This window comes from Streptomyces sp. WM6372, assembly GCF_001279655.1.
Taxonomy (GTDB): Bacteria; Actinomycetota; Actinomycetes; order Streptomycetales; family Streptomycetaceae; genus Streptomyces.
This window is the reverse complement of record NZ_LGDB01000231.1, coordinates 1-24,862: the sequence shown is the minus strand read 5'-3', so window position 1 is coordinate 24,862 and position 24,862 is coordinate 1. Positions and strand designations below refer to the sequence as shown.

The window sequence follows — 24,862 nt, the reverse complement described above, 5'->3', positions numbered from 1 at the left end:
TGCGTGGCCTGGCCCCACGGCAGCCGAAAGCAGGTCTTGAGCGCTGTGGGGAGCGGCAGAAGCCGTCTCCCTCGTCATCGGCGCATGGGGTGGCAGTCCACCGCTGGCCACCCAGGCACCGCGTCGGGCTGATGACGGGCTTCCGTCAGGCGCACGGCCACCTCGTCGGCCTCTACCCCTCCCCACTCGTGGTGCGCCCGGCAGATGAGGCCGGCTTCCGGTGGATCGCCCGTACCGTCGCCTGCGAGCCGGCCGGACCGCAGCCGGCCGCCCGGGACGCAGACGAAGCCCGGGACGGCGTACGCATCCCGGCGGGCGGATGCCGGCGGACGTCTCGCCCACCGAACTGCGCGTCGGGGACCAGGTCCTGACCGGCAGCCCCCTGGTCGCCATCACCTATCTCCGCTACCGCCACGGAGGCACCCGCAGGATGATCCAGGCGGGCGGCCGTCTCGCCGTCGTGCAGCGCACGGTGCGCGTCTACCGCCCCGGCGCCGCCTGATCCGTACGGCTGCGCTGCGCCGGGCCGGCGTTCGGCAGGCTGGTGGTGGCGTCCGACCGGGGCGGTGCCTGCTGCGTCAGTGCGTTCACCCGTGTCGGGTTCGCCACCCTGAACGTCCCGGTACGGGCCGGGACCCGAGTGCGCATACGCCCCACGCGCTCCTTTTTCACCACCACACGCCGTGTCACGGTGAGTCACACATGCCTACTATCGGCGATGACAGCTGGTGGAACGGTCGGAAGGCGGACGAGCGATGCGAGTGACACGACGTGTGGCGAAGGTATGGGGGGCGTGCGCGGCGGCCGCGGTCCTGGCGCTGGCGGCCCCCGGTACGGCCCAGGCGGCCCAGGGGGTCCTGTTCATCGACCGCGCGCCGCACCACGACCCGAGCGGCTGCTTCCCGCTGGGGGACTTCGCCCCGTCAGAGGTCGCCAACTTCACGGACGGAGTGGGCTTTGTGTGGTCCGGCCCGAACTGCGACGGCCGGGTGGTACACGCGATCCTCCCCGGCCAGATCGCGATCGGGCACGGTCTGAGCCTCTTCATCGAGTGAGTGGTCACCCGGCCTTCGGCGGAGCGGCCCGCACACGCTCGGATTTCGCCTCGCCAGCCGGGGTCAGGTGGGGTGTGTGGGGCTGTTTCGCCTTTGTTAGAGCGCGTTGAATGACCAGAAGACCCCGACCTCGTCTGCGCTCACTGCGATCAGGCCGAGGTCCATCATGTAGCCGGTGAAGGCGCGGCCGCCGGCGAGTTCGTGAGCCAGGAAGTCTGGCGAGTCGGCGGCCTTGGCCAGGTCGGACGAGGTCCGGAAGACGGCGTGGGGACCGTACCGGCCGAGCACGGTCCGGGCGTCGGCCAGCACCTCGTCCCGGTTCGCCCGAGACCGGACGGGGGAGGGTTCGAAGAACCACTCCTGGGCCAGCGAGGCGAGCAGCTCGTCGGCGGCGCGGGGTGCGACGGGGTGGGTCCGGGCGCGCCCCTCCTCCGCCGTAAGCGGCAGGAACGGGTGGGAGGGATGGCCGTTCTCGCGCCCCTCTTTGTCGATCTGCCACTCCAGTACCCGCCAGCCCCGGGGGTCGGCGACCGCCCTGCGCATGACGGCCAGGACGTCCTGCGCCCAGTCCTCGTGCAGCCGTGGCCCGGTCATCGCGAAGGTGTAGACGTCTTCGAGGAGTCGCACCAGTGCGTCGTCCCAGATACTGCTGTCGAGGAGCTTCATCTGGCTTCCGGTTCGGTCGGCAGGGGGCGGGCAGGGATGTGGATGTCTGGCTGTGGCAGGGCGAGTCGATCCCGGCGTCATACGGCAGGATAGTGTGACGAGGGGACCGGGCCCATTGCGTCCAGGCCGGACGTGACGCGGCAAGGTCCTCCCGCTCTCGCCAGGTTGGGGCTGCCGGGCCCGGACCTACCAGAGCCGGCTGTGCGTACTCGTGCCGTCGCAGGCCGGAGCAGCCCACGGATTCCTCCTCAAGCACCACGGCTTCACCGAAATCCAGGCCGCGGTCGTCACCGCCCTGGACGCTTCCCTCGGCACTCTGCTGCTGACCGCGAAGGCCCTCTGACCCACCCGCACCCTGCAAGACGGTGCCCCGGCTCTGAGCCCCTGAAGCATGGCGACGACGTGCGGACCGCGGCCGGTAGGGTGCTGCACCTGCTCGACGGAGGTACGCCGATGAACCCGGAAGACGAACCGCTCCACCACTGGGCCGCGCGCCGTGACGGACGCCTGCGCAAGCCCGGAGAGCTCAAGGCCATCACGCTCGGCCCCGGCCCCCAGCGGGCCGCCCATCTCGACCCCGACGCACCGCGCCTGATCCTGGAGTGGGACGGATTCCAGTGGGCCGCCGTTACCGTGGTAGACGGCTACCCCGCCGCCTGCCGCATCCTCAACCCGTCCGCCGCAGCGGAAGCCGCCCAGGTTCCCGGCCACACACCCCGGCTCGGCAAAGGAACAGGAAGGCACCGAAAGCCATGACGAACACCTGGCTCCCGCCCGAGGAGTACGTCGAGACCATCGCCCGCGCGACCTCGTACGCCTGCCTGTATTTCACCGACAACCGAGGCAGGCCCGTCCAGCTCAAGGCCGCCTACAACACCGAGACCTGGCAATGGCCAGGCGGGAACATGGACCACGGGGAGACGCCGTGGGAGTGCGCGGTGCGGGAGTGCCTGGAGGAGACCGGCATCGCTTTCGAGGGCGAGAAGAAGCTCCTCGGCGTGCAGTTCATCAGCCGGCGCGGACACGACTGGCCCACGAACCACGTCGGCTTCATCTTCGACGGCGGCACCCTCACCGACGACGAGATCGCCGGCATCATCCTGGACCCCGCCGAGCACACCGAATTCCGGGTGCAGACGGTCCGGGAATGGGAGGGGATCATGACGCCGGTCAACTTCGCCCGCCTCGGCGCCGTGGACGAGGCCCGGCGTACCGGGACCGTCGCCTACCTGGAATGTTGACCTTGGACGCTCAGCTGATCGTCCGGCGGGGCAACGCGAGGTCCGGGAAGTCCGTCATCTCCGCCGACCTTCTCTCCTCTGCCTCGACGTCCCCTTCGAGGAAACACTCGCCCGCCACGCGTCGCGCCCCCGGGGCCGCCGGGTTCAGCGCGGACGAGATGGCCAAAGAGGCCCTGAACGCCGCCTTGTTGACCAGCCTCCCCGAGGAGGAGACGGTGGTCCTGTCCTACCGAGGCGCCCTGCACGAGCGGCGCGGCCGCCTGGGCAGCGAGGCCGAGGCCTACTACCGCCGGGCGCTGCACCTGCGGTCCCACCACGGTCTCGGGGAACTGGCGGAGGCGCGGAAACGCGTGGACCGGGTGGTGCGACGACAGTGCGCGGACTGAGCGGCAGGATCGGGCGCGTGGATCCGATGCGGTCGTCTCGCCGCGCTAGGAGTTGTCGTCAAAGTGTCACGCCCACATCGGGAGCGAGGCGAGGGTGACGGCGGCTTGGTAGGACCGGCGATCTTGTCGTACCGGGTGGCGATGCCTCGCCACTGCTTGAGGCGGTTGAAGCACCGTTCCATGACGTTGCGGTGCTTGCAGACCTGCTTGTCGAAGGCTGGCGGGTGGCCGCCTCGGCTGCCTCGCCGGGCACGGTTGCGAACCTGATCAGACCGCACGGGAGTGGTACGGGCGATGCCGCGGCGTGGCAGGCCAGGTGGTTTTGCTGGTCAGCCCGCCGCGGGACCGGCCAAGTGCCGGGCTGCGGAGCCCTCTTTTCAGGCGCCGGCCGAGTGCTGGTGGGCGCGGACGATGCTGAAGTCGACCAACACCAGCCACGCGATGTCCCCTGCGGCGTTCGCTTGCGACTGCGCGGCCCGGAGCATCCGCTCGAAGGTCTCGTCCGCGGCCCACCGGCGGTAACGCGTGTGGAGGCCGGCCCATGACCCGTAGCGCTCGGGCACGTCACGCCATGCCACCCCGGTGCGAAACTTCCACACGATCCCGTTCAGGACCCTCCGGTCGTACAGCCGCAGCCGCCCGACAACAGGACGGGGCAGCACCGCCTGCGCGCGTTCCCAATCGGCATTGGACAGTTCATGGCGACGCATCACGACTCCATGATCCACAACACAAGATCGCTTTGACGACGGGACCTGGCGGCAGCCATGGGCTGAGTGCCGGCGGCTGTACCGTTGGGAAAATGGCGACAGTCCTGCCGCCGGGCGAGGTGGCAGGACCGTGACACGGATACCGGCCCGGGCGGTGGGTCGGCTGGCACGTGTCAGGCATTCAACGCCAGCGACCGGCTCCGCGTCACGCCGGTTGAGCCGATTAGTACGGCAGGTAGTAGCTGAGTACGTCGGCGGTGAGTGGGGGGAAAAGCACCTGGAACAGCTCTTCGTCCGCGGCGTAGACATCGGGGCGGATCCGGGTCAGCCCCTCGATTCCATGTGGGCCGAAGAGCAGGGCGGCCAGATAGTCGGGCGCCAGCCCGGCGCCTCCCACGGCTCCCGGCGACTGCATCGCGCCGCCGGTGACGACCTCACCGAGCCCGTTGGCGAGAACCGGAATCCGGTAGTGGGCGCCGAAGGTAGAGATGACGATGTCTCGGCCGGTGCGGTCGATCCCGGCGGTGGTCAGGCGCTGCCAGAACAGCGGACGCAGCCTGTCGAGCAGCGCTGCGACATCCGGGATGCGGATGTAGTACTGCTCCGCACTCCGGCGCGGTTCGTGGTCGATGAACTCCTGCCACGCGTTGCCTGTCACGGTGCCTGCCCGATGGACGATCCGTATCCGGTCGCCGGGTGCGAGGGCGGCAACGCCGCTCAGGAGGTCCCGTGCCGCCGCCTCGTCGCGTGCCGCGGCCTCGGCCAGGAGAATCTCCTCACCGGGAGGCGTGGTGCGCGCGGTGGCAATGACCGTGCCGGCATGTTCGAGAACCCAGAGGTTGCTCGACTCGTGGTCCAGGAGCCATCGCCAGCACGCCGCCGAGTGCGGCATGGTCACATCGAACCCGCTCTGGGCCGAGGCTTGCAGGGCAGCCATGGAGGGGATGTCGGAAGGCCGGGCGGCACGGAGCGTGGCCTTTGCGTCGCCGGGCGGCAAGGCGTTCACGTTCAGCGCCTGCGGTATGTCGACGGCGTACTCATAGCCGAACAGCCGGTAGAAGTACGGGATTCCGATCATCGCCTGGACGAGGTGGCCGCGGGCGGCAGAACGCTCGTGAGCCCAGTGCATGAGCGCCCTTACGAGCCCGCGTCCCTCGTATCCGCTCTCGGTGGCGACCAGTTCTACCTGGCCGGCGGGCAGGCGGACGCCTCCGATATACACCTCCTCGTCGAGGAGCGTCGCCGTGGACACGACCCGGTCGCCGTCGACAACCACGGCACAGGCGGACAAGCCCGCATCGGGGTCGGTGACCACCAGCCGGTGGTCGATAGCGTCGTCGGGCTCACCGCGCTCGGACAGCAGCGCGCCGATCTGGTCAAGATCTGCGGGCCTCGCCTCTCGCAGGGCGAGGCCGTCGGCCAACGAAGCAGCTACGGAATGGCCTCTGGTCGTGATCACAGCCAGACTGTGGCATCGCCCGGCCATCCGGTCCAACAGGTTTTCGCAGCTCGTCGTCAGCGCTGACCGGCACGGGATGGTCAACCACGCCGGCTCACGCTCAGGCCGCGGCGAGCCCGTGCCCGAGTCCGGGGGAGCCGGCCCGCTTCGGTTCAAAAACAGGTATGAGGCAGCGCCACACACGGACTTCCGCCGAGTCTCGTGCCACTTCACGGGCTTCCTTGCCCAGTCGCCTTCAGCGGTTGCCGTGACCGGGCCGTACTCCTGCCGCATTGCCGCGTCGGGTTGACGGACAGCGCCGGGGTCTCCCTTCACCGAGGTGAGGGCCGTGCACGCCTCCGCTGCGCGCGGGAAGAGGCCAGCCGCGTGGACGGGGCTTGCGGACAACAGCGCACCGGCCCGGTGTACCGACGTGACGGGCACGAGCTCACCAGCACACCGGTCCAGGCTCCGCCGGGGTTCGCGGAAAGATCACCGGGCGCTCGCCGACGCCGAACACGCTCGCCTGGTTTCGTCTCATCGGTCGTGATCGAGAGACGTGTGTCGGTCCAGCGGGCGGTGGGGCGGCTCAATGGGCGATCTTGTCCTGTTTGGCGGAGAATCACCGTGACGAACACCCTCAGCCGATGTCGGCATGCGCGGACCGGCGGTCCGAAGGTCGTGGTATATGGCACCTGCAACGCTCCAGGGCGCGGACCGGACCGGGACCTCACCCGCCATGGAAGATCCCGGGGCGCGGACCACGGAAGAGTGGTCACCCACCCCGGAGGAGCTCGCGTTCGTCCGGACGACTGTGGCTCGGCTGAAGGAGGCCTACCCGTCGGTCGACGCGGACACCGTGGAGGCGACGGTCGAGGCCGGTTACGACGCGTTCCGGCAGGCCAGGGTCAGGAAGTACGTCCCGATCCTGGCCGAACGCCGCTCCCGGAGGGCGCTCGCCGCCGCCACCGGGAGCACCTCGGACACAGTGGGGGCCGGGCCGTGACCGCCGGGGGCCGGGGAAGGGGCGAGCGCTGATGTCCGACGAGAGAGCCGAACGCATCGCGGATTTCATCGAGCCGCTACGGGTACGACCGGGGTCGAAGGTGCGCCTGGACCGGGACTTCGACCCCCGCTACAAGGCCGGTCTGCAGAAGCGCGAGGGGATGGAGCTGCTGCGGACCGGGGTGTCGTTGCTGGCCGAGCATCAGGAGCGGCTCGCCGCACAGGACACGTACGGCGTACTGCTCTGTCTGCAGGCGCTCGACGCCGGGGGCAAGGACGGGACGATCCGGCACGTGATGAGCGGCGTCAACCCCCAGGGCGTCCGGGTCAGCAGCTTCAAGGTGCCGTCCTCCGAGGAGCTCGACCACGACTACCTGTGGCGTTACGCCCGGCGGCTGCCCGCGCGCGGCGAGATCGCCATCTTCAACCGCTCGCACTACGAGGAGGTCCTCGTCGTACGGGTCCACCCCGAGGTCCTCCTGCGCCAGAAGCTGCCGGACGGCACGCTCGGGGAGGGCATCTGGGACCGCCGATACCGGGAGATCAACCGCTGGGAGCGCTACCTCACGGACAACGGGTTCAAGGTGGTGAAGATCTTCCTGAACCTGTCCAAGGAGGAGCAGCGCACCCGCTTCCTGAAGCGGATCGACCGGCCGGAGAAGAACTGGAAGTTCTCGGCGGCGGACGTCCGGGAGCGGCGCCGATGGGACGACTACCAGCATGCGTTCTCCGAGATGCTGTCGGCCACGAGTACGAAGTGGGCGCCGTGGTACGTCGTACCGGCGGACCGGAAGTGGTTCGCGCGGCTGTGCGCGGGGGCGGTCCTCGCTCACACCCTGATGGACATCGATCCTCAGTACCCCGAGGTGGGGCAAGAGGCCCGCAAGGACCTGCTCGTCACCAAACGGGCGCTGGAGAAGGAGGCGCCCGCCGGCGCCCCGGCCGATCCGTACGCTGCCCGGCACGGCAAGCCGAGGAGCAAGCCGAAGAAGAAGCGTGGCTAGCGGCCCTCGGGCGGCGCGCGGCCGGTCGGGACGCGTCCGCGGCCCCGGATCGGAGGCACCACCATGACGGCACGGTCGGATTCCGCGGCGGAGCAGCCCCGGGCTGCCGGGGACTGCTGGTACACGCGCTCTCCCGAGGAGGTCGTGGCGGCGCTCGGCGTCGATCCCGCGGCCGGTCTGTCCTCGGCGCGGGCCGCGGAGCTGTTGTCCGCGCACGGCCCGAACGCGCTGCCCGAGGAGGAGCGGACGCCGGCGTGGCGGCGGTTCCTCGCGCAGTACCGCAGCTACATGCAGATCGTCCTCGTGGCCGCGGCGATCGTCTCGATGGTCATCCAGGAGTGGACCACCGCGATCCTGCTCGTCGTGCTGACGCTGCTGAACGCGGTCGTGGGCCTGCGTCAGGAGGGCAAGGCCGAGAGCGCCATGAACGCGCTGAAGTCGATGATGAAGGCGACGGCGAGGGTGCGCAGGGACGGTACGGAGGCCGAGATCCCCGCCGAGCAGCTCGTCGACGGCGATGTCGTGCTCGTCTCCGCCGGCGACCAGGTGCCGGCGGACGGACGTCTCATCGAGGCCAGCGCACTGCAGATCGACGAGTCGGCGCTCACCGGTGAGAGCGTTCCCGCCGGGAAGGACACCGGTCCGCTGGCGGGCGACCGGCTCTCGCCCGGCGACCAGACCAACACGGCGTTCATGAACACGCCGGTCACCCACGGCAGCGGTGTCATGATCGTCACCGCGACCGGTGCGGACACCGAGCTCGGCAAGATCTCCGGAATGCTGTCGGCCACCGAGAAGGAGGTGCCGCCGCTCACCAAGGAGCTCGACCGGCTGACGCTGTGGATCACGGCCGCGGCGGGCCTCACCATGATCGTGATGTTCGCCCTGGGGCGCCAGCGGGACCAGGCCTGGGACGTCCTGTTCGTCAGCGCCGTCTCGCTGGCCATCGCCGCCATCCCCGAGGCCCTGCCGACGGTGACCCAGGCGATCCTCTCCGTCGGGAGCCTGAACCTGGCGAAGCGCCACGCCATCGTCAAGGAACTGCCGTCGGTCGAGACCCTGGCGTTCACGTCGGCCATCAACTCGGACAAGACCGGCACCCTGACGATGAACCAGATGACCGCCGTCGAAGTGCTGAGCCCCACCGCCCGGTACACCGTGTCGGGCACGGGCTACGGACTCGAAGGGAAGATCCACCATGCCGCCGGGGCCGCAGCGGGCATCGAGGACGCGATCCTGCCGTACGTGGTGGCCAGCGACGCGAAGCTGGTGGGCGGCGAGGTCGTGGGCGATCCCACCGAGGGCGCGCTGCTGGTGCTCGCGCACAAGGCCGGCCTGGACACCGACGCCACCAGGGACGCCCTTCCGCGGCTCGCCACCCTCCCGTTCGATCCCGAGTACAAGCTGATGGCCACCTTCCACTCGGCGGCAGACACCTCCGGGCGGCAGGTCGTGCGCTGCTTCGTCAAAGGGGCGGCCCCGGCGGTGATGGAGCGGGCCGCGACCGCGCTCGCGGCGGGCGAGACCGTCCCCTGGGACACCGATCTGCTCGCCCGCGCCGAGGCGGCGAGCGAGCGGATGGGCGGCGAGGGGCGCCGGGTGATGGCGGCGGCCACCCGAGACCTGGATCCGGCCGGCTTCGATCCGGAGGGCGATCTCCTCTCGTACGTCACCGATCTGCGGATGACCAGCCTCGTCGGCATGGTCGATCCGCCGCGCGAGGAGGCCAGGGCGGCGGTGGCCGACGCACAGGCGGCGCACATCCGGGTCCGCCTGGTGACCGGGGACGACGTCACCACCGGGGCGGCGATCGCCCGGCAGATCGGCATCCCCGGCGAGGCCGTCCTCGGCGCCGACTTCGCCGCCATGAGCGAGGACGAGCAGCTCTCCCGCATCGAGGGGATCGGCGTGGTGGGGCGGGTCGCGCCGGAGCACAAGGTACTGCTCGCGAACACGCTCAAGAAGAAGGGCGAGGTCGTGGCGATGACCGGGGACGGTGTCAACGACGCCCCCGCCATCAAGGCCGCGGACATCGGCATCGCCATGGGCAGCGGCACGGACGTGGCGAAGAACGCCGGCCGCATGATCCTCTCCGACGACAACTTCGCCACCATCGTCTACGCCGTGGAGCAAGGCCGGACGATCTACGACAACCTCACCAAGTACATCCGGTTCGTACTGCTGCTGCTGGTCACGTTCGTACTGACCTTCCTCGGGGCCACCGTCTTCAACATCGCCGCCGGGGAGCCCTTCACCCCGCCGCAGGTGCTGTGGATCCACTTCGTCGTCAACGCCTCGTTCGGCTTCGCGCTCGGCTTCGACCGGGAGAGCGCCGGCCTCATGTGGCGCAGGCCGCGTCCGCGCGGGGAGTCGGTGCTCACGCGGCCCGTGCTGGTCACGGTCGGGCTGGGCGGGATGGCGATCACCATCCTCCTGCTCGGGCTGATCCAGCTCGGCCGGGCCCGCTACGACAGCGTCGCGACGGGCCAGTCGATCGCGTTCACGGCCTTCTCGCTCTGCCTGATCGTGGCCGCCTTCGAATGCCGCAGCGAGACGGAATCCGTGCTGACGGCCTCCACGTTCGACAGCAAGCAGATGAACTGGGTCGCCCTGGCCCAGTTCGTGCTCTCCGTGCTGGTGACCCAGATGGACGGCTTCCAGCGCATCCTCGGGACCACCGAGATCGACGCACGGCAGTTCGGCTGGGCGCTGCTGGCCGCCGTCGCGCTCCTGCTGGTGTGGGAACTGGGCAAGTTCGTGGCCCGCCGGGCCAAGACCGCCTGAAAGCTGCGTAGAGGTGGAAAGTCGCCGCCCTCGGCGGCCTTGATCCATCTCAGCAGGAGGCAGCCGTCGAGGTTCCTCGGAGTTCCGGGCAGCGGGTCAGGATGTGCTTGAGGCGGAGCTGCTGGCCGGAGGTGAGGCTGTTACGGCAAGGGGGCCGCGCCACGGGGGTCACCGGCGAAACCGCCGCACGCCACGATCGTGAAGTGGACGATCGTGATCGTGTACGGGCCGGCGAGTGCCACCGGCTGCATCTCCTCGTAGGAGCGCGGCATTTCGGTCCTAGGTGCCGTCCTCAGGATGTCGGGCCAACGGAAGGACCAGGTGCTCTTCCCTTCGGGCACCGTGAGGGAGATGTCCTCCCCCTTGGGGAGCCTCACATGGACCACAGGCCGCTCTTGGTCGTCAGCCGCTTTAGGAGGGACGCTGACATTGACGACGGCTTGGGAGACATCACCGTTGCGGTAGGCCAGGGGCTTCACCGAGATGCTGAAGCCTGGCGCGGTGGTGTCCACCCCCACGCCGATGCCGCCGTCCACGGCGCACTTCTCTGTCATCGGGTCGAATTCGAGAGAGCTGCGCAGGGTCTCGGCGTGCGGGTCAGCCCGCGACACCGGCCCCTCCACCGCCGGGACGGTGTTCGGCGTGTTGTCCGGCGGACTGGTGGAAGGGGCGGACGCAGCAGGTGCCGAGGCGGTGAGTGTGGCGACGGCTGAGGAATCCGGCCGGGCGTGGCCCGGTAACATCCAGACGCCGGCGGCCGCTCCGGTGGCCAGCAGGGCTACGCCCGACACGGCGAAGACGGCCCACCTGCCCGGGTGGATTCGGTGGGCCGGGGTGGGAACGGCGGTGGCGGGCCTGTCGGCAGCGCCCGTTCCGCTCAGACCCGCCAGGGGCGATCTGCGGAACGCCATCGGGGTCTTCTTGTGTCCGTAGGAGCGCAGGGAGGTCAGGTAGGCGAGGACGTCGCTCAGGGGCGGCCGCTCGTGCGGGTCCTTCTGCATACACGCGGCGATCAGGTCCCGCAGTTCTTCGGACACGTCGGAGAGAAGCGGCTCCTCATGGACGACGTGGTACTGGGCGGTGAGAGGGGTGACGCCCGGGAAGGCGTGGTCGCCCGACGAGGCGAACGTCAGGACGGCGCCGAGGGCGAATACATCCGAGGCCGCGCTGACCTGCCGTCCCTGTACCTGCTCCGGGGAAAAGTAGCCCGGGGTGCCCAGAACCGCCCCGGACTGGGTGGCGTGGCTGAAGTCCGCGGCATACGCGAGTCCGAAGTCGATGATCTTGGGGCCACTGTCCGTGAGGAGCACGTTTGCGGGCTTGAGATCGCGGTGTACCAGGCCCGCCTTGTGGATGGACGCCAGGCCGAACGAAAGACCGAGGGCGAGATCCACCGCGGCGTGCAATTCCAGGGGGCCGTGCCGCTGCACGTGGTCGCGCAGTGACAGACCCTCGACGTATTCCGTGGCGAGCCAAGGCTCGCGTGCCTGGGTGTCGAAGCCGACCACGCGGACCGTGTACGGGCTCCTGACCGAACTCGCCGCCGTCGCCTCCCGAGTGAACCGGCGCCGGAAGCCCTCCTCCAGCGCATACTCATTTCTGATCGTCTTGACTGCCACGTGGCCGTCCGACCCCTCCTGCGTGGCGAGGTAGACCGTTCCCATCCCACCGCTGCCGAGCCGCGCAACGAGCCGGAACGAACCGATCTTCGCCGGATCGCCTTCCCCGAGGTCCCACACGTGGACACTCCCCTCCCTCTATGTCGAACGCAGACGATAGCCCCGGCCGTGCGACTGATGCTGCGATGCCCGGTAATAGTCCGGGCACAACGCCAGCCAGGCCAGATTTTTTGGTTGTTGCCGCCTCTCCCGCACTCGCGTCACGCGTTTTTGGGGTGCAGTGAAATGACGCGGCCACGGTGAACCTCCCCGCCCAGGCGACCGCCATCACCGTCGCCGCACCCACCGGCACCACCCGCAACTGACCACACCAACCCCTCCGGGCCGTCCACCCGCGGACAGCCCGGAGGAGCCCCCTCCCGCCATAAACCCACAAAAGCCCCGTCCCCTTGCCCGCACCGCCGTGTCGCTGCACGACTTCGACTCCACCGCCGAACTCACCAGGATGCTCGGATCCCAGCTCACCATCGCCTGTCCGGAAGTCTCGGATGCCACCCGCACACGGCGGGGCACCGCCGGGGCCCAGGACGTGGCCGACCGCGACGTCGTCAAGAGCGCACGTGGTGCGGACAAGATCGCCTCCATCGCCCACGAAGTCATCGGCAACGACGGGCCGCGGCTGGAACTGTCCCTTGACGTCAACCTCACCGCGCACTATCGCACCTGCCACGCGGTCACCCCCGGCATGATCGAACGCCGCTGGGGCCGCATCGTGAACATCGGCAGCGTCAACGCCCGCGCCGGCCGTACGAACCTCGTCGCGTACAGCACCGCGAAGGCCGGGTTGCTGGGCCTGCCCCGCTCCCTCGCCCGCGAACTGGGACCGTAAGGTGTCTGCGTCAACACGGTCATGCCCGGCGCCATCCAGGTCGATGCCGAGAACACCATCCCCACCCAGCACCGTGCCCGTCCGGAGGACCAGATCAAGCGCCAGTGCGTCCCTCGCCGTGGCCGGCCCCAAGACGTCGCGGCGCTGGTGGCGTTCCTCGTGGGCCCCTCCGCGTCGTTCATCACTGGGCAATCCGTCCACGTCGACGGCGGCTGGCTGCTGCACTGAGACCGCCAACAAGCAAGGAGAGAGACCGAAATGAAGGAACGCGTCCGCGCCGTCCTCGTCACCGCTGACGACACGATGCTGGTCATCCGCCGCACCAAGCCCGACATCCCCGAGTACTGGGTGCTCCCCGGCGGCGGCGTCGAACCCAGCGACGAGTCGCGGGAGGCCGCCCTCCACCGGGAGGTCCACGAGGAGATCGCGGGGAAGGCCGACATCGTCCGGCTCCTGCACACCATGGAGTCCGACGACGAGCGCCAGCTCTTCTACCTCGCCCGCATCGCGACCTGGTCCTTCGAAGACCGCACCGGTCCCGAGTTCAGCGCCGAGGGCCGCGGCGAATACGTGTTGGAGCAGATCCCGTTGACCCTGGAGGGGCTCGACGGCATCGACCTCAAGCCCGAAGAGATCGCCCACGTCCTGCGGGGCGCCATCAGCGCCGGCAGCCTTCGGGCAGAGGCCGGGAAGTAGCCTTCCGCCTTTGTGAACTCGCGGCACGGGCGGAGCGGCGGTCGCTCTTATGCGGCACGAAGAGGGCGCTGGCGGTGGCACGGTCACGCGAGGACATGGTGGCGCTCTTCCTTGGCATCGGCCAGTAGCGGTTGAAGGGGTCATGCAGGCCAGCCGGAGTGTGGTCGCGGCGGACCCGGGCGGACGCGGTGAGGTGGCGGCGGCAGATGGTGAGAGCCGGGGCACCTTCGGGTAGGCGGGTTCGGCACGCCTCACGTCGAGGCAGGTCGTCAAGGCCCGTACCGGGCGCGGCGTGATAGGCGGCGTGCAGGTGCTCGGCCGCCTGCCAGAGCCGGATGCGGCAGGCGCGCAATCGATCCCCCTCGGTCGGAGCCAGGGGAGTGGTGCGGCTCGTGTGGGCGTCGAGTACGCCGTACAGGGTGACGAGGTGGGTATGGAGCGCGTCCAGCTCGACCCGGTCGGCGGCAGCGGGGCCGGCCGGGACGTTCAGCGCTCGATGGAAGCCGAGGGCCGCTGTGGCGAGGGCCAGGTCGGGTAAGGACGGGGCGGGCATCAGGTCGCGCCCTTCGTGGTGGCTCGGTGGTCGGTGACAGATGCGGGCCTACGCCCGCGCCAGCGGCAAGGCGGCGCTGGTGAACGCCTCGGCCTGCTGCCAGGTGAGGGGCCGCAGGTCGACGAGGGCGGATACAGCGGCCGTCCCGATGGCCGCGCACGCGGCGTTCAGCTCCTCGCGGGAGTCGGCAGAGACGGTGACCAGACCGGTGAGTCCGACGTCGGCGTGCCCTGCGATCAGCTGCCGCTCGCGTCCCTTGATGTCGGCGTACTCCACCGCGTCCTCCTCGCTGTCCACCTGGCCCTTGCGCTGGCGCTCGGCGGCGTCGGCGATCACGGTCGCCTTCCGCCGCTGTACGTCCTTGAGGGCAGCGTCGAGTGCCTTCGGGTCGTACGTAAGCGAGAGCGTCCGCCGAACACCGGAGGTGAAGAGCAGCTGGTGCAGGAAGCCGGGCGAAGTCTCGATCCGGGGCCAGTTCTCGATCCAGAAGGTGGCGTGGTGCGCCGAGTCGGTACGGATGCTGTCGGCCTTCTCCACCAGGACCACAGGGCCGGCCGCTGCCGGGGCTGCCTGCGGCCGACCGCTGTGCGACCAGCGGTCGAGGGCCGCGGAGGACGCCGGGTCGTAGGCGGTGCGGATGACGGCCGCGATCGCGTCGGCTGACAGCCACCCGCTCGGTACGAGTCCGGAGTGGCGAGCGGCCTGGTCGAACGTCGAGGCGAGCTGGGTCAGAACGGCGCACGCGCCGGAGAGCCCGCCGCCTGCCTGGTTGATCAGGCGGCGAGCCGTCTTCATGTCGAGGGCGAGCGCGACGTGGCTCTCGTGCGGGGCTGCGGCCGGTCCGGCTACGGCGAGCAGGTCGGAGGAGTTCGGGCCGGCGAGGTGGGCGCCGGCATTGCCGTACTCGGTCCAGTAGCGGGTGAGCGCGTCTCCGGAGTCCGGCACGGTCCGCTCCAGCACCTGGATGCGGGCGACGTGCCCGGTACGGGCGAGCGCCGCCAGCGTCCGGCCCCAACCGGACACGTTGTGGGACTGGGTGGCGGGGTCGAGCAGGGCGAAGGCCTGGGAGGAGACCTTCACGACGGAGGTGAGGGTGTTCTGATGCGGGTGGTGCACGGCGCGGAGACGGCGGTCGGGGGACGTGACGATGCGGAGGGACGCAGCGGTGCCAGGCAGGTGGAGGAGACCGTCGCGGCGTGGCCGGGTGGAGGGCCGGGTGAGCCACACGAGCTGGCGGGTCAGTCGGCGCCGCGTGTACCGGAGTGCGATCGGTGCCCAGTCGGCGAGGGACCGGCCGCGGTGCCGGACGAAGACTGCCGCCAGGATCGCTGCCCAGAGGGGGACGAGCCGGCTCGCCCCGAGCACCCCGGAGGTGAGGAGTACGCCGAGCAGCGGCAAGCGGCTCACCGGGTGGCCGGCGGTTGCCCATCCCGTGGATCGTTCCCGGTCGTTCCCTGAGATGGGCGCTGTGGTGGGAGGCCCTCTGCCGGGCTGTTGGGAACGGCCAGGCCGGGGCGGACGGCGCAGCCTCCCGGAACGGCCCCTAACCCCAGGCGGGCGAAGGTGACGAACTGGCCGCCCCCCAGCGGTGTCTTCGCCGCCTCCGCCAAGCCGCAGCACCCCGACCGCGCGGTGACGGCCTGAGCTCCGAACTCCAAGCCGTCACCTTCGGCGGTGGTCTGTTCGAGGCCCTACTCGGAGCGGGCCTCGCGCCACGCCGCGAGTACGTCTTCGACGTCGAATTCCGAGAGTCGAAGGGGTGGTCCCGGCGGGGGCATGCGCAGCGCCGTGCTGATCTTCTCGTTGATCTCGGTGAGGATCTCCCGCACCTGGCGCTCGGAGCGCGCAGCGTTGACCGCGGCCATCGCGTCCTCTGCCTCCTTGCGCAGCGCGAGTGCGGGTGGCAGGGCGGCGAGTCCCTCGCGGTGCATCTTGCCCTTGATCCACCACATCTCGTCATAAGGGGTGTCAAGCGAGGGCAGCGGCTTCCCATATCCCGGTAGGTTCGCGAAGTCGCCGCGGTCGCCGGCCTCCCTGATCTGGCGGTCCACCCAAGACTCGAAATCCATACCAGGCGGCTTGCGGTCGGTCATGGTCCCTCCCCGGGGTCAGGTGAGATGTGGGCGGCGCTGCTCCGAGGCTTTCCGTGGACAGGGGTGCACGCGCCTTCAAATATCGAACGTCAGCCTACCGCCTCGTCGCTGAATGCCCGTCAGCACTCCCGCCCCGGCTGCACCTCGGGCTGGGCCGGAGCGGGCTTCGACGGCAGCTTCTCCTTCTCGGGACGAGGCGGGTGCCAAGTCGTCGAGGAACGGACGAAGTTGGTCACCCGTCGGCTCCGCGTGGAAGTTCCGCCCGCGAAGCCCCCTGCGGCTCAGGACGGGATCGAGCCGGTCTGCCTCTGACCGCCCCAGGCCGACCACTCCCGAGGCTCTCTGCATCGACAGGGCCTTCCGCCTGGCCGGCGGCCTCCCACCTCTCCTGACGCCACTGCCGCTTCTCCCCTTTCAGCCGTTGGCGCTCGGCGCAGTCGACCGAGGTGATCACATCGTCGAGCCAGTCCGGTCGGGGTGTAGGGCTTGCCATCAGCCCTCCAGGTCAGCGGCCTGGCGGTGTTGTCGTTCCACGTGACACCTGCTCGGCTGTTGTCCTCACCCACCCGGACGAGGATGTCCTGGCGGATGCCCCTCGGTCACGCCGTGCCTCGGTGTCAGCGTGAGCAGCGTGTCGTCCGGGAGCAGGCTCGTCGCGCAGGCCGGCTGGGACGGAGTGGGCGCGGCTCATCGGATCTACGCCGACCGAGCCTGCCGGACCGGGGAGTCCACCTTCAGGCCGAGCTGTTCGAGGGCGTCGAGTACCTCGATGAGGCCCGTCCGGTCGTCCTGGCCGCGGCGCATGGTGGTCAGGACGGTCGCGGCGGTACCCGATTCCTCGACGCTCTGCCACAGTGCCGGGGCGAGCACCGGGTGAGCGCTGACCTCGACCAGTACGTCATGGCCCGTCAGCAGCTCGGCGGTGGAGTCGGCCAGCAGGACGGGCTGCCGCAGGTTCTGGGCGAAGTAGCCCGCGGTGGCCTGCTGCCAGTCGAGCGCTTGCCCCGTGACCGAGGAGATCATCGGGATCCGCCCGGGCCTGGGGGTGAGCACACCTATGGCCCGTTCGAGGTCCGCCAGGATCGGATCGATCGCCGGGCTATGGGCCGGCAGGTCGACTCGCACCATCGCGCACAGCACGTCCGCGACCTGGAGCTTGGCGACGATGGCCTCCAACTCGGACCGGTCACCGGCAAGCACGGTGGTCCGCGGTCCGTTCCGCGCGGCGATGGAGACGTTCCCTTCAAGCCCTCGCAGGTGCTTCGAGAGGTCGACGGCCGAGAGCTCCACCACGGCCATGCCGCTGTGAGGGTTGGCCACGCGGCGTTGCTGATCGCTGTAGTGGTGGACGAGCCGGACCGCCTCCGGCAGGTCGAGGATGCCTGCGATGACGCCGGCGGCGATCTCGCCGACGCTGTGACCCGTGACAGCGGCCGGTCGGACGCCCGCCTCTTCCAGCCAGCGGGCGATGCCCACCTGGATCGCGAAGACGATGGGTTGCATGACGCCGACGTCGTCCGTCCTGGCTTCGGGTTCGTCGAGGAAGAGCTCGTGGACGAGGGACCAGCCGGTGTGCCGGGCCAGCTCGCTGTCGCACTCCTCGAGCGCCGCCCGGAAGGCGGGTTCCGTGCGGAACAGTGTCCTCCCCATGCCGACCCACTGCTGCCCGTACGGGGAGCAGACGAAGGCGATCCGGGGGCCGTCCCCGGCGGTGGGCTCCGGCACGGCCGACGGGCCGCCGCCTGTCAGCTCGTGGACGGGCGCACCGTCGAGGTCACTGAGCCGCGCGCCGGGAGCGGCGGCCACCGCGTCGAGCAGCTCGGTCAACTCCCGGGTCAGCCGCTCGGCCTCCGCGGGCGCGAACAGGTCGAGGGCGTAGGTGAGGCTGCCGTCGATGCCGTCCGGCGCCCGGTGGCCGTCGAAGCCCTCGAACAGCTCGAAGCGGAGGTCGAAGCGTGTGATCCCCTCCGTGACCGGCTCGGTCTCCACCTCCAGGCCGGGGAGCCGGAGTTCGGCGCTCTCGTTGTTCTGGAACGCGAGCATCACCTGGATGAGCGGGTGCCAGGCGGGGGAGCGCGGCGGATTGAGGGCCTGGACCAGGTGGTCGAACGGCACCTCCTGGTGGGCGAAGGCCGCCAGGTCCGTGCTCCGCACCCGGAACAGCAGCTCCCGGAACGTCGGGTCGCCGTCGGTCCTGGTCCGCAGCACCAGCGTGTTGACGAAGAATCCGATCAGGTCGTCGAGGCCCTCGTCGGTGCGGCCGGCGGTCGGGATGCCGATGGCGATGTCGGTGCCCGCCCCGCGTCTCGTGAGCAGGGCCGCAAGGGCGGCCTGCACGACCATGAACACGCTGGTGCCGGTCTCCCGCGCCAGGTGGTTCAGTGCCCGGTGGGTCGACGGCCCGACGCGGAAGGGGACTCGGCCGCCCCGGTGCGAGGGGGTGTCCGGGCGCGGCATCGTGACGTCGATCCGCAAGCGGTCGGGCATCCCCGCCAGCTCCCCCTTCCAGAAGGCGAGCTGGCTGTTGACCAGGCTGTTGGGGTGCTCCGGGTCGCCCAGCAGCTCCTCTTGCCAGAGCGTGTAGTCGGGGTACTGGACCGCGAGCTCCGGCCAGTCGGGCTCCTGCCCGAGACGGCGCGCGGCGTACGCGAGCGCCAGGTCGCGGTTGAGGGGGAGCAGGGACCAGCCGTCGCAGGCGATGTGGTGGACGACCAGGAGCAGGACGTGCTCGTTCTCGGACAGCCGGAACAGGTGGGCCCGCAGAGCGGTCTCGGCGGTGAGGTCGAACGCGTAGCCGGCCGCGGCGCTCAGTGCCTCGGGCAGCTCGGCCTCGGCGACAGTGTTGACCGGGAGCTCGACCGGAGCCTCGTCCGGTTCCAGGACGATCTGCTGGGGCCGGCCGTCCCAGTCGGGGTAGGCGGTGCGCAGGCTCTCGTGCCGGGCGGTCAGGTCGTCGAGCGCGAGCCGCAGCGCGGGCAGGTCGAGGTCACCGCGCAGCCGGTGGGCCATCGGCATGTTGTAGTGTCCGGCCGCGCCGTGCACGCGGTTCAGGAACCACAGGCGCCGCTGGGTCTGGGAGAGGGGGATCTCCGCCGGGCGTTCCACGGGGCGCAGTGGCGGGCGCCGGCTGCCGGATCCCTGCTCCAGGTGCTCGGCCAGTCGGGCGACGGTGGGGGCCTCGAAGACCGTCCGTACGGGGACTTCCACGTCGAGGGCGGCACGGATGCGGCCGGCGAGCCGGGTGGCCAGCAGGGAGTGGCCGCCCAGCTCGAAGAAGGAGTCGTCGATGGTGACCCGGTCGCGGCCGAGCACCTGGGCGAACACCGCGCAGAGGATCTCCTCCTGTTGGCTCCGCGGGGCACGGCCCTTGCTCTCGCCCATGGTCAGCTCCCGCCGGTGGCGGCGCGGACCCGGGCGGGCCACGCCGCGGAGTCGAGGCCGTACTGGCAGAGGAAGGCGTAGACGAGCCGTTCCAGGCCGAAGCCGACGCAGCCGCTGCGGGTCGGGCCGTCCGTGCCGTGGCCGATGCCGAAGGCCTTGCCGAAGAGGTCGTCGTGGAAGTTGAAGGAGCCGACGGCGATCGTCTTCTCGGGGGCGATGTGGAGCCGCAGCTCGTACTTGAGCTCCAGCAGCCGCTGGGACCAGATGCGCTCGGAGGTGTCGGTGCCGCAGAAGAACGGGTCGTTGCCCACCTCGCAGAAGCCGCTCAGGCCGAGCTCCTCGACGAAGGCGAAGACCTTCCGCATGAAGCGTTCGCGGGCGTTCAGCACGTCTTCCCGGGACCCCATGAAGACCATCTCCCGGATGGTGAAGTCCCAGAGCCGTTCCAGGCTGGTGGCGTACGCCGCCTCGAAGCGGAACGACTTGCCGCGAGCGGTGACCACGTGGAGCCGGTCCGGGTCCAGTGTGCGGTCGCTGTACTGGCTGAACGTGTGGTAGCACATCGTGGGCGGCAGGCAGTAGTCCACGTTGCCGCAGGAGTCCAGTACGGCGGAATCGATGCCGGTGGCGGCGTGCCGCTCCTGGAAGCCGCGGTAGACGTCCAGATCGTTGCGCAGCCGGGTGACGAACATCAGGTGCTGCGGGAAGGCCTTGAAGTAGCCCGCCGTCTCCAGCGATTTCGTCCTGATCAGCGTCGGGTAGCGGTACTCGCGGACCTCGTGGTCCTCGGCCAGCAGGTCGCACACGGCACGGTCGAAGTAGGTGAAGAGGGAGAGCAGCGGCTCGCCGATGGCGACCTGTCCCTCACCGACCTCCGCCACCGCACCCATATCGGACAGGAGCTCGAACATACCCTGGTGCGGGGTGCGCTGGTGCGGCGACGTCCAGACGGCCTTGGCCGGCGTCACCCACTGCTTCCGGACGTCGTTGTCCACCATGGCATTGACCTTTTCGGCCAAGGCGTCGTGCGGGATCGGCTGTTCGGAGCGGAGCGTCACGGAGCGCACTTCGCCGCCGTCGGCGTGCACCTCGAAGCCGGTGATCTCGGGCGACACGAAGAAGAGCCGGCGCTCGATCTCGGCGGCCAGCGCCTCGGGGATCGGGCTGTGCAGGTCTATCCGGGTGAGGACCTGGTTGGGGTGGGTCATGGTGGTCGATTTCCTCGCCGGTGGGAGAGCGGTCGAACGGTCCGGCGCGCGGCGGCGTGGGGCCGCCGCGCGCCCGCAGGGGGACTGGACTAGGCCGCCGTCGCCTTCCGCGACGTGACGAGGCGGACGAGGCCGTCGACCGTGCGGAAGTTGTCGAAGTCCATGTCCGCCGGGCCGAGGGTCAGGGCGAACTCCTTCTCCACGAAGAGCGCGAGCTGCATCGCGAAAAGGGAGTTGACGTAGCCGAGGGCGAAGAAGTCGTCGCTGTCGGCAAGGGGCTGGCCGACCAGCTGCGGAGCGAGGAATTCACGGACCCGGGCGCGCACGTCGTCGTTCGTCATGTGGGTTTTCTCCTTGGCTGTGTCGGGTTAGTAGGTGTAGAAGCCCTGGCCGGTCTTGCGGCCCAGGAGTCGTGCGTCGACCATCCGCTGGAGCAGCGGGGCGGGGCGGTACTTGCTGTCCTTGTAGCTCTCGTACATGACCGTGATCGAGTTCAGGATCGTGTCGAGGCCGATCAGGTCGCCGGTCTCCAGGGGGCCCATCTTGTGGCCGAAGCAGCCGCGGAACATCTTGTCGACGTCCTCGGCCGAGGCGATCCCCTCCTGGACGCAGAAGATCGCCTCGTTGATGGTCACCATGAGGACCCGGTTGGTGATGAAGCCCGGGGCATCCTGGACGACGATGCCCTCCTTGCCCATCTCCGACAGGAGGCCGAGGGCGGTGTCCAGCGTCGCCTCGCTGGTGAAGTGCCCGCTGACCACCTCGACGGTGTCCATCATCGGGACGGGGTTCATGAAGTGCAGCCCGAGGATCTCGGCCGGCCGCCCGGTGACCGAGCCCACCCGGGTGATCGGCACGGCCGAGGTGTTCACACCGAAGATCACCCCGGGGCGGCAGATCGTGTCGATCTGCTCGTAGACCGACCGCTTGACGGCCCAGTCCTCGGTGACGTTCTCGACCACGAAGTCGACACCGGCCAGCGCGGTGAGCTCGGTGGCGGTGGTGATCCGGTCGAGTACGGTCTTGGCGTCCTCCTTCAGGGGTTTGCCGAGCAGCATCGGCTGGACCAGCAGGTCACGGCCGATCTGTTCCGTCGCCCTGTCGAGCTGGGCCGGCGAGATGTCCACGAGGACCACCTCGAATCCGGACTCCGCGAAGGACTGGGCGACGCCGCGGCCGATCGTGCCGGCGCCGATCACACCTATGGTTCGGATGCTCACCGAGGTACCACCTTTTCGTGCGAGAGAGAGGGAAACGGGTGTGCCTGATCAGCCCTGGGTGTCATTGGTGTCCAGGTGCGCGGCGAGGTCCGAGATCGTGACGTAGCGGAACAGGTCGACCATGGAGACCCGGATGTCCATGTTCTTCTGGATGCTCTGGGCGATCCGGAGCGCGGCCAGCGAGTCCACACCGAGCGCGAACGAGGTGTCGTGCACGTTGAGTTCGGTGAGGTCGAGCTCGCGGGCCCAGATCCGGGCGAGCGCGCGCTCGGTGTCACTGAAGTCGCCGCTCTCCCTGCCGAAGAGCTTCGGCTCGCCGTCGGACGGGGTGCCGGGCGCCGTCTCGACGGATTCGCCGGCATCGCCGCGGGCGGCGGCGATGGCCTGCCTGATCGGGGCGGCCAGTACCAGCGGAGCGCGGCGCAGCAGCTCCGAGAGCCCGCTGGAGTTGCCCAGCCTGCGGTAGTTGATCTCGCCGACGATCACCGGGCTGCAGGCCGAGGAGAGGATCTCCTCGAAGCTGCCGAGACCGTCCTCGACCGACACCGACCGGAAGAAGCCCTGGTCCTGCTGGACTCCGTGGTCGAAGGCCATGCCGGTTTCCAGCCAGTCGCTCCAGTCGACCGTCACAGTCCACCGGCCGCGCGCGGAGCGCTGTTCGGCGAAGTGGTCCAGGTAGCTGTTGGCGGCAGTGTAGTCGCCCTGCCCGGCCGCTCCGAAGATCGCCACCGTGGAGCCGAAGTTGACCATGAGCTCCGGCGGATCGTCCTGGGTGACCAGGTCCAGCACGGTGGCGCCGAGCACCTTGGGGTTCAGCGTACGGCGGAAGGCGTCCGCTTCCTTGCGGAAGAGGAAGCCGTCGCCGGCGACGCCGGCCGCGTGGACGATACAGCCGATCGCGCCCAGTTCGGCGCGGATCCTCGCGACGACTGCCTCCATCGCCGTGAGGTCGGTGACGTCACCGGAGTAGCTGCGGACCTCGGCGCCGGTGCGCTCCAGTTCGCGCAGTGCCTCGATCTGCCCGCGCAGCCTGGCGTCGGCGACCTCGTCCCACTGCTCGCGCGGAGGCAGTTCGGTGCGGTTGACCAGGGCGAGCCGCACACCCGGCACCGAACGGCCCAGGTGGCGTGCGACCGCGAGCCCGAGCCCGCCCAGGCCGCCGGTGATGAGGTACACCCCGTCCGGGCGCACCGGTGCGGACCTGGGCTGCTCCCGCAGGTGCACCGGCGCGAGCTCCGCGACGTACCGCAGTCCGCCGCGCAGCGCGACCGTGGTGGGGGTCCGGGCCCCGAGCAGCTCGGCGCAGACGGCCTCCGCGCCGGTTTCGGCGGCGATGTCGAGGCAGAACACTTCGGTGTCCTCGAACTCCTGCCCGATCACCTTGGCCAGGCCGAAGAGCGTCGCGTGCACCGCGGCATTCTCGGGCTCGGCGCCGGTCACCCGTGCCACCGAGGGGGCGACCACGCTGAGCCTGGCCGGGGCGGCACCGCGCTCGGAGAGGCTGCGGGCCAGGTGGAACAGGCTGTGGACGCCGTGGTCGAGCCTTGCCTCCAGGGTCCGCAGATCCTGCTGGACGCCGCCGTCGGCGGGAGCCGCGACGTGTACGACCTCGTCCGGGAGGTCCGCACCGAGCGCATCCAGGAGGTGCCCGAAGCCCTCCTGGGTGGGCGGGACCTCGTACCGGCCCGGAGCGGTCTGCCGCCACTCGCCTGCGAGTTCGGCCTCGGTGACGTCGATTCCACGCGCACGGAGCGCGGCGCTCAGCACCGCTCCGATGCCGCCGTGCTCACCGACCACCAGGACCCGGGCGGGCGGGGCCTGCTGCTCCTCGGGCGCCGGCGCCGGGATCCATCGGAGGGCGTGGTGGCGGGCGTGCGGGCGCAGCTGGGCGACCGTGCTCCGGGCATCGGTGACGCGCTTCACGGTGAAGCCGCGGATCTCGGCGGCGGTGGCCCCCGACTCGTCGCAGACCACCACGTCGACCTTGCGGAACTCGGCATTGTCCGCATAGCCCGGGTGCGGCTGCATGAAACTCAGGCCGCGGGCGGGCAGCGGGCCGTACAGGAGCAGCGAGTCGTAGCCGACCGGGAGGAAGAAGTCCCGCTCGCCGAGGGCGAGCCGGCGGTCCTCGGCGCCCTCCAGGACGGCGAAGCCGCTGAACCCGGTGGCCTGGTCGAGCAGGGCCGGGTGCAGGGGGTGGTCCTGGCACTCGGTGCGGTACTGCTCGGGCAGGTCGAGTACGCCGAGGGCGGCCCGGACGCCGACGTGCACGGTCGGCAGGCTGCTGCGCCAGCGGTCGCCGAAGTCCATCACCTTGTGCTCGGTCTGCCGCCGGGCGATGTCCACGCTCTCCAGCGAGCACAGTTCACGCAGGGCAGCCGGGTCCTGCTGCGGAGCGGGTGAGGAGTGCGGCGTGACGCCGACCGTGCCCTGGACGTGCGTCGTCCAGTGGTCGCTCGCCGGGTCGTGGCTGGCCACGGTGAACTCGGCCCGCAGGTTGTCGATCTCGCGGACGGTCGTGTGCGCCGTACGGGGGAGGCCTTCCTGCACCAGCAGCGGAACGAGGAACGTGACGTCGCGGAGCTCGGTGACCGGGCGGCCGAAATGCTCGGACGCGGCGGCCCGGGCCATCTCCAGGTACGTGGTTCCGGGGACGATCGCCTCTCCGAGCAGCTTGTGCTCGGAGAGCACCCAGTGCCGTTCCAGCGAGAACTCGGTGAGGAAGACGGACTGGCCGGCAGACCGGAGCAGCACCTGGTCCAGCAGCGGGTGCGGGCCAGGCGTGTGCCGGACCACGGCCTTCGGGGTCTGAGGCTCCAGCCAGTAGTGCTTGTGTTGGAAGGGGTAGGTGGGGAGGGGGATGCGGTGGCGTTGTTGGTGGTTGTGGTAGGTGGGCCAGTGGGGTGTTGTGGTG

Annotated in this window: 21 protein-coding genes and 3 pseudogenes; 11 read left to right on the top strand and 13 right to left on the bottom strand. The window is 70.0% G+C overall.

Annotated elements, in window-relative coordinates:
* The first annotated feature begins 319 nt into the window (after window positions 1-319).
* Window positions 320-502 carry a hypothetical protein gene (locus tag ADK52_RS34200; protein ID WP_053693755.1) on the top strand — a complete coding sequence of 61 codons (183 nt, stop codon included), beginning with the start codon at window positions 320-322 and terminating at the stop codon, window positions 500-502.
* A 271-nt stretch (window positions 503-773) separates the two neighbouring features.
* Window positions 774-1,055 carry a hypothetical protein gene (locus tag ADK52_RS34195; protein ID WP_053693754.1) on the top strand — a complete coding sequence of 94 codons (282 nt, stop codon included), beginning with the start codon at window positions 774-776 and terminating at the stop codon, window positions 1,053-1,055.
* A 96-nt stretch (window positions 1,056-1,151) separates the two neighbouring features.
* On the opposite strand, the gene ADK52_RS34190 is transcribed toward ADK52_RS34195, so the two are convergent.
* Entirely contained in the window at window positions 1,152-1,721 is a 570-nt protein-coding gene (locus ADK52_RS34190) for a hypothetical protein (RefSeq protein WP_053693753.1), read from the bottom strand.
* A gap of 211 nt (window positions 1,722-1,932) precedes the next feature.
* On the opposite strand from ADK52_RS34190, the gene ADK52_RS44660 reads away from it, so the two are divergent.
* The 4 genes from ADK52_RS44660 (at window position 1,933) to ADK52_RS41925 (ending at window position 3,348) form a co-directional block, all read left to right on the top strand.
* Window positions 1,933-2,064, top strand: coding sequence for a hypothetical protein (locus tag ADK52_RS44660; protein ID WP_267887312.1), 132 nt, complete (start codon window positions 1,933-1,935; stop codon window positions 2,062-2,064).
* Between the two features lie 110 nt (window positions 2,065-2,174).
* Entirely contained in the window at window positions 2,175-2,477 is a 303-nt protein-coding gene (locus ADK52_RS34185; protein ID WP_053693770.1) for a DUF6087 family protein, read from the top strand.
* Complete coding sequence (locus tag ADK52_RS34180; RefSeq protein WP_053693752.1) at window positions 2,474-2,962, top strand: NUDIX domain-containing protein; 489 nt, start codon at window positions 2,474-2,476, stop codon at window positions 2,960-2,962. The genes ADK52_RS34185 and ADK52_RS34180 overlap by 4 nt, the downstream gene beginning before the upstream one ends.
* A gap of 2 nt (window positions 2,963-2,964) precedes the next feature.
* The gene (locus tag ADK52_RS41925; RefSeq protein WP_159046092.1) at window positions 2,965-3,348 is read left to right on the top strand and encodes a hypothetical protein; all 384 of its coding nucleotides are present in this window, start codon (window positions 2,965-2,967) and stop codon (window positions 3,346-3,348) included.
* A gap of 66 nt (window positions 3,349-3,414) precedes the next feature.
* Here the strand turns inward: ADK52_RS41925 and ADK52_RS41920 are convergent.
* From ADK52_RS41920 to ADK52_RS45140, 3 genes and pseudogenes are all read right to left on the bottom strand, one after another.
* Window positions 3,415-4,058 (bottom strand): annotated as a pseudogene (locus tag ADK52_RS41920) (IS5 family transposase).
* A gap of 223 nt (window positions 4,059-4,281) precedes the next feature.
* Window positions 4,282-5,517 (bottom strand): GNAT family N-acetyltransferase, encoded by a 1,236-nt coding sequence (locus ADK52_RS34165; RefSeq protein WP_234344368.1) that lies wholly within the window; start codon window positions 5,515-5,517, stop codon window positions 4,282-4,284.
* Between the two features lie 207 nt (window positions 5,518-5,724).
* A pseudogene (locus ADK52_RS45140) lies at window positions 5,725-5,940 on the bottom strand (SSI family serine proteinase inhibitor); the annotation flags it as partial.
* A 244-nt stretch (window positions 5,941-6,184) separates the two neighbouring features.
* Here ADK52_RS45140 and ADK52_RS34160 point away from each other — a divergent pair.
* The 3 genes from ADK52_RS34160 (at window position 6,185) to ADK52_RS34150 (ending at window position 10,289) form a co-directional block, all read left to right on the top strand.
* On the top strand, window positions 6,185-6,502 hold the full coding sequence (locus ADK52_RS34160) for a three-helix bundle dimerization domain-containing protein (RefSeq protein ID WP_053693749.1): 318 nt from the start codon (window positions 6,185-6,187) through the stop codon (window positions 6,500-6,502).
* 31 nt (window positions 6,503-6,533) lie between these two features.
* Complete coding sequence (locus ADK52_RS34155; protein WP_053693748.1) at window positions 6,534-7,505, top strand: polyphosphate kinase 2 family protein; 972 nt, start codon at window positions 6,534-6,536, stop codon at window positions 7,503-7,505.
* Window positions 7,506-7,568: 63 nt separating this feature from the next.
* Window positions 7,569-10,289: a cation-translocating P-type ATPase gene (locus ADK52_RS34150; protein ID WP_053693747.1), complete on the top strand. Its 2,721-nt coding sequence runs from the start codon at window positions 7,569-7,571 to the stop codon at window positions 10,287-10,289.
* A 140-nt stretch (window positions 10,290-10,429) separates the two neighbouring features.
* On the opposite strand, the gene ADK52_RS34145 is transcribed toward ADK52_RS34150, so the two are convergent.
* Window positions 10,430-12,028 carry a serine/threonine-protein kinase gene (locus ADK52_RS34145; protein ID WP_053693746.1) on the bottom strand — a complete coding sequence of 533 codons (1,599 nt, stop codon included), beginning with the start codon at window positions 12,026-12,028 and terminating at the stop codon, window positions 10,430-10,432.
* A gap of 343 nt (window positions 12,029-12,371) precedes the next feature.
* On the opposite strand from ADK52_RS34145, the pseudogene ADK52_RS34140 reads away from it, so the two are divergent.
* Both ADK52_RS34140 and ADK52_RS34135 read left to right on the top strand, forming a co-directional pair.
* Window positions 12,372-13,025 (top strand): annotated as a pseudogene (locus ADK52_RS34140) (SDR family oxidoreductase).
* A gap of 30 nt (window positions 13,026-13,055) precedes the next feature.
* Entirely contained in the window at window positions 13,056-13,493 is a 438-nt protein-coding gene (locus tag ADK52_RS34135) for an NUDIX hydrolase (RefSeq protein ID WP_053693745.1), read from the top strand.
* Here ADK52_RS34135 and ADK52_RS44140 read toward each other — a convergent pair.
* The 8 genes from ADK52_RS44140 to ADK52_RS34100 form a co-directional block, all read right to left on the bottom strand.
* The gene (locus ADK52_RS44140; protein ID WP_234344367.1) at window positions 13,456-14,046 is read right to left on the bottom strand and encodes a DUF6238 family protein; all 591 of its coding nucleotides are present in this window, start codon (window positions 14,044-14,046) and stop codon (window positions 13,456-13,458) included. The genes ADK52_RS34135 and ADK52_RS44140 overlap by 38 nt on opposite strands.
* A 48-nt stretch (window positions 14,047-14,094) precedes the next feature.
* Complete coding sequence (locus ADK52_RS34130) at window positions 14,095-15,507, bottom strand: SCO6880 family protein (protein ID WP_053693768.1); 1,413 nt, start codon at window positions 15,505-15,507, stop codon at window positions 14,095-14,097.
* A gap of 230 nt (window positions 15,508-15,737) precedes the next feature.
* Complete coding sequence (locus tag ADK52_RS34125; RefSeq protein ID WP_053693744.1) at window positions 15,738-16,139, bottom strand: DUF1992 domain-containing protein; 402 nt, start codon at window positions 16,137-16,139, stop codon at window positions 15,738-15,740.
* Between the two features lie 696 nt (window positions 16,140-16,835).
* The gene (locus ADK52_RS34120; protein WP_159046090.1) at window positions 16,836-19,520 is read right to left on the bottom strand and encodes a condensation domain-containing protein; all 2,685 of its coding nucleotides are present in this window, start codon (window positions 19,518-19,520) and stop codon (window positions 16,836-16,838) included.
* 2 nt (window positions 19,521-19,522) lie between these two features.
* The gene (locus ADK52_RS34115) at window positions 19,523-20,728 is read right to left on the bottom strand and encodes a hypothetical protein (RefSeq protein ID WP_053693742.1); all 1,206 of its coding nucleotides are present in this window, start codon (window positions 20,726-20,728) and stop codon (window positions 19,523-19,525) included.
* 89 nt (window positions 20,729-20,817) lie between these two features.
* Window positions 20,818-21,069 (bottom strand): acyl carrier protein, encoded by a 252-nt coding sequence (locus ADK52_RS34110; protein WP_053693741.1) that lies wholly within the window; start codon window positions 21,067-21,069, stop codon window positions 20,818-20,820.
* 27 nt (window positions 21,070-21,096) lie between these two features.
* Window positions 21,097-21,948 (bottom strand): 3-hydroxyacyl-CoA dehydrogenase family protein, encoded by an 852-nt coding sequence (locus ADK52_RS34105; RefSeq protein WP_053693740.1) that lies wholly within the window; start codon window positions 21,946-21,948, stop codon window positions 21,097-21,099.
* 48 nt (window positions 21,949-21,996) lie between these two features.
* A partial coding sequence (locus tag ADK52_RS34100; protein ID WP_159046089.1) for an SDR family NAD(P)-dependent oxidoreductase occupies window positions 21,997-24,862 on the bottom strand: 2,866 nt, incomplete at its 5' end.

Coding starts and splice junctions, on each gene's coding strand:
- ADK52_RS34120 (WP_159046090.1), bottom strand. CDS start 19,520: ATGGGCGAGAGCAAGGGCCGTGCCCCGCGGAGCCAACAGGAGGAGATC.
- ADK52_RS34190 (WP_053693753.1), bottom strand. CDS start 1,721: ATGAAGCTCCTCGACAGCAGTATCTGGGACGACGCACTGGTGCGACTC.
- ADK52_RS44140 (WP_234344367.1), bottom strand. CDS start 14,046: ATGCCCGCCCCGTCCTTACCCGACCTGGCCCTCGCCACAGCGGCCCTC.
- ADK52_RS34185 (WP_053693770.1), top strand. CDS start 2,175: ATGAACCCGGAAGACGAACCGCTCCACCACTGGGCCGCGCGCCGTGAC.
- ADK52_RS34135 (WP_053693745.1), top strand. CDS start 13,056: ATGAAGGAACGCGTCCGCGCCGTCCTCGTCACCGCTGACGACACGATG.
- ADK52_RS34180 (WP_053693752.1), top strand. CDS start 2,474: ATGACGAACACCTGGCTCCCGCCCGAGGAGTACGTCGAGACCATCGCC.
- ADK52_RS34110 (WP_053693741.1), bottom strand. CDS start 21,069: ATGACGAACGACGACGTGCGCGCCCGGGTCCGTGAATTCCTCGCTCCG.
- ADK52_RS34200 (WP_053693755.1), top strand. CDS start 320: ATGCCGGCGGACGTCTCGCCCACCGAACTGCGCGTCGGGGACCAGGTC.
- ADK52_RS34160 (WP_053693749.1), top strand. CDS start 6,185: ATGGCACCTGCAACGCTCCAGGGCGCGGACCGGACCGGGACCTCACCC.
- ADK52_RS34115 (WP_053693742.1), bottom strand. CDS start 20,728: ATGACCCACCCCAACCAGGTCCTCACCCGGATAGACCTGCACAGCCCG.
- ADK52_RS34150 (WP_053693747.1), top strand. CDS start 7,569: ATGACGGCACGGTCGGATTCCGCGGCGGAGCAGCCCCGGGCTGCCGGG.
- ADK52_RS34125 (WP_053693744.1), bottom strand. CDS start 16,139: ATGACCGACCGCAAGCCGCCTGGTATGGATTTCGAGTCTTGGGTGGAC.
- ADK52_RS34155 (WP_053693748.1), top strand. CDS start 6,534: ATGTCCGACGAGAGAGCCGAACGCATCGCGGATTTCATCGAGCCGCTA.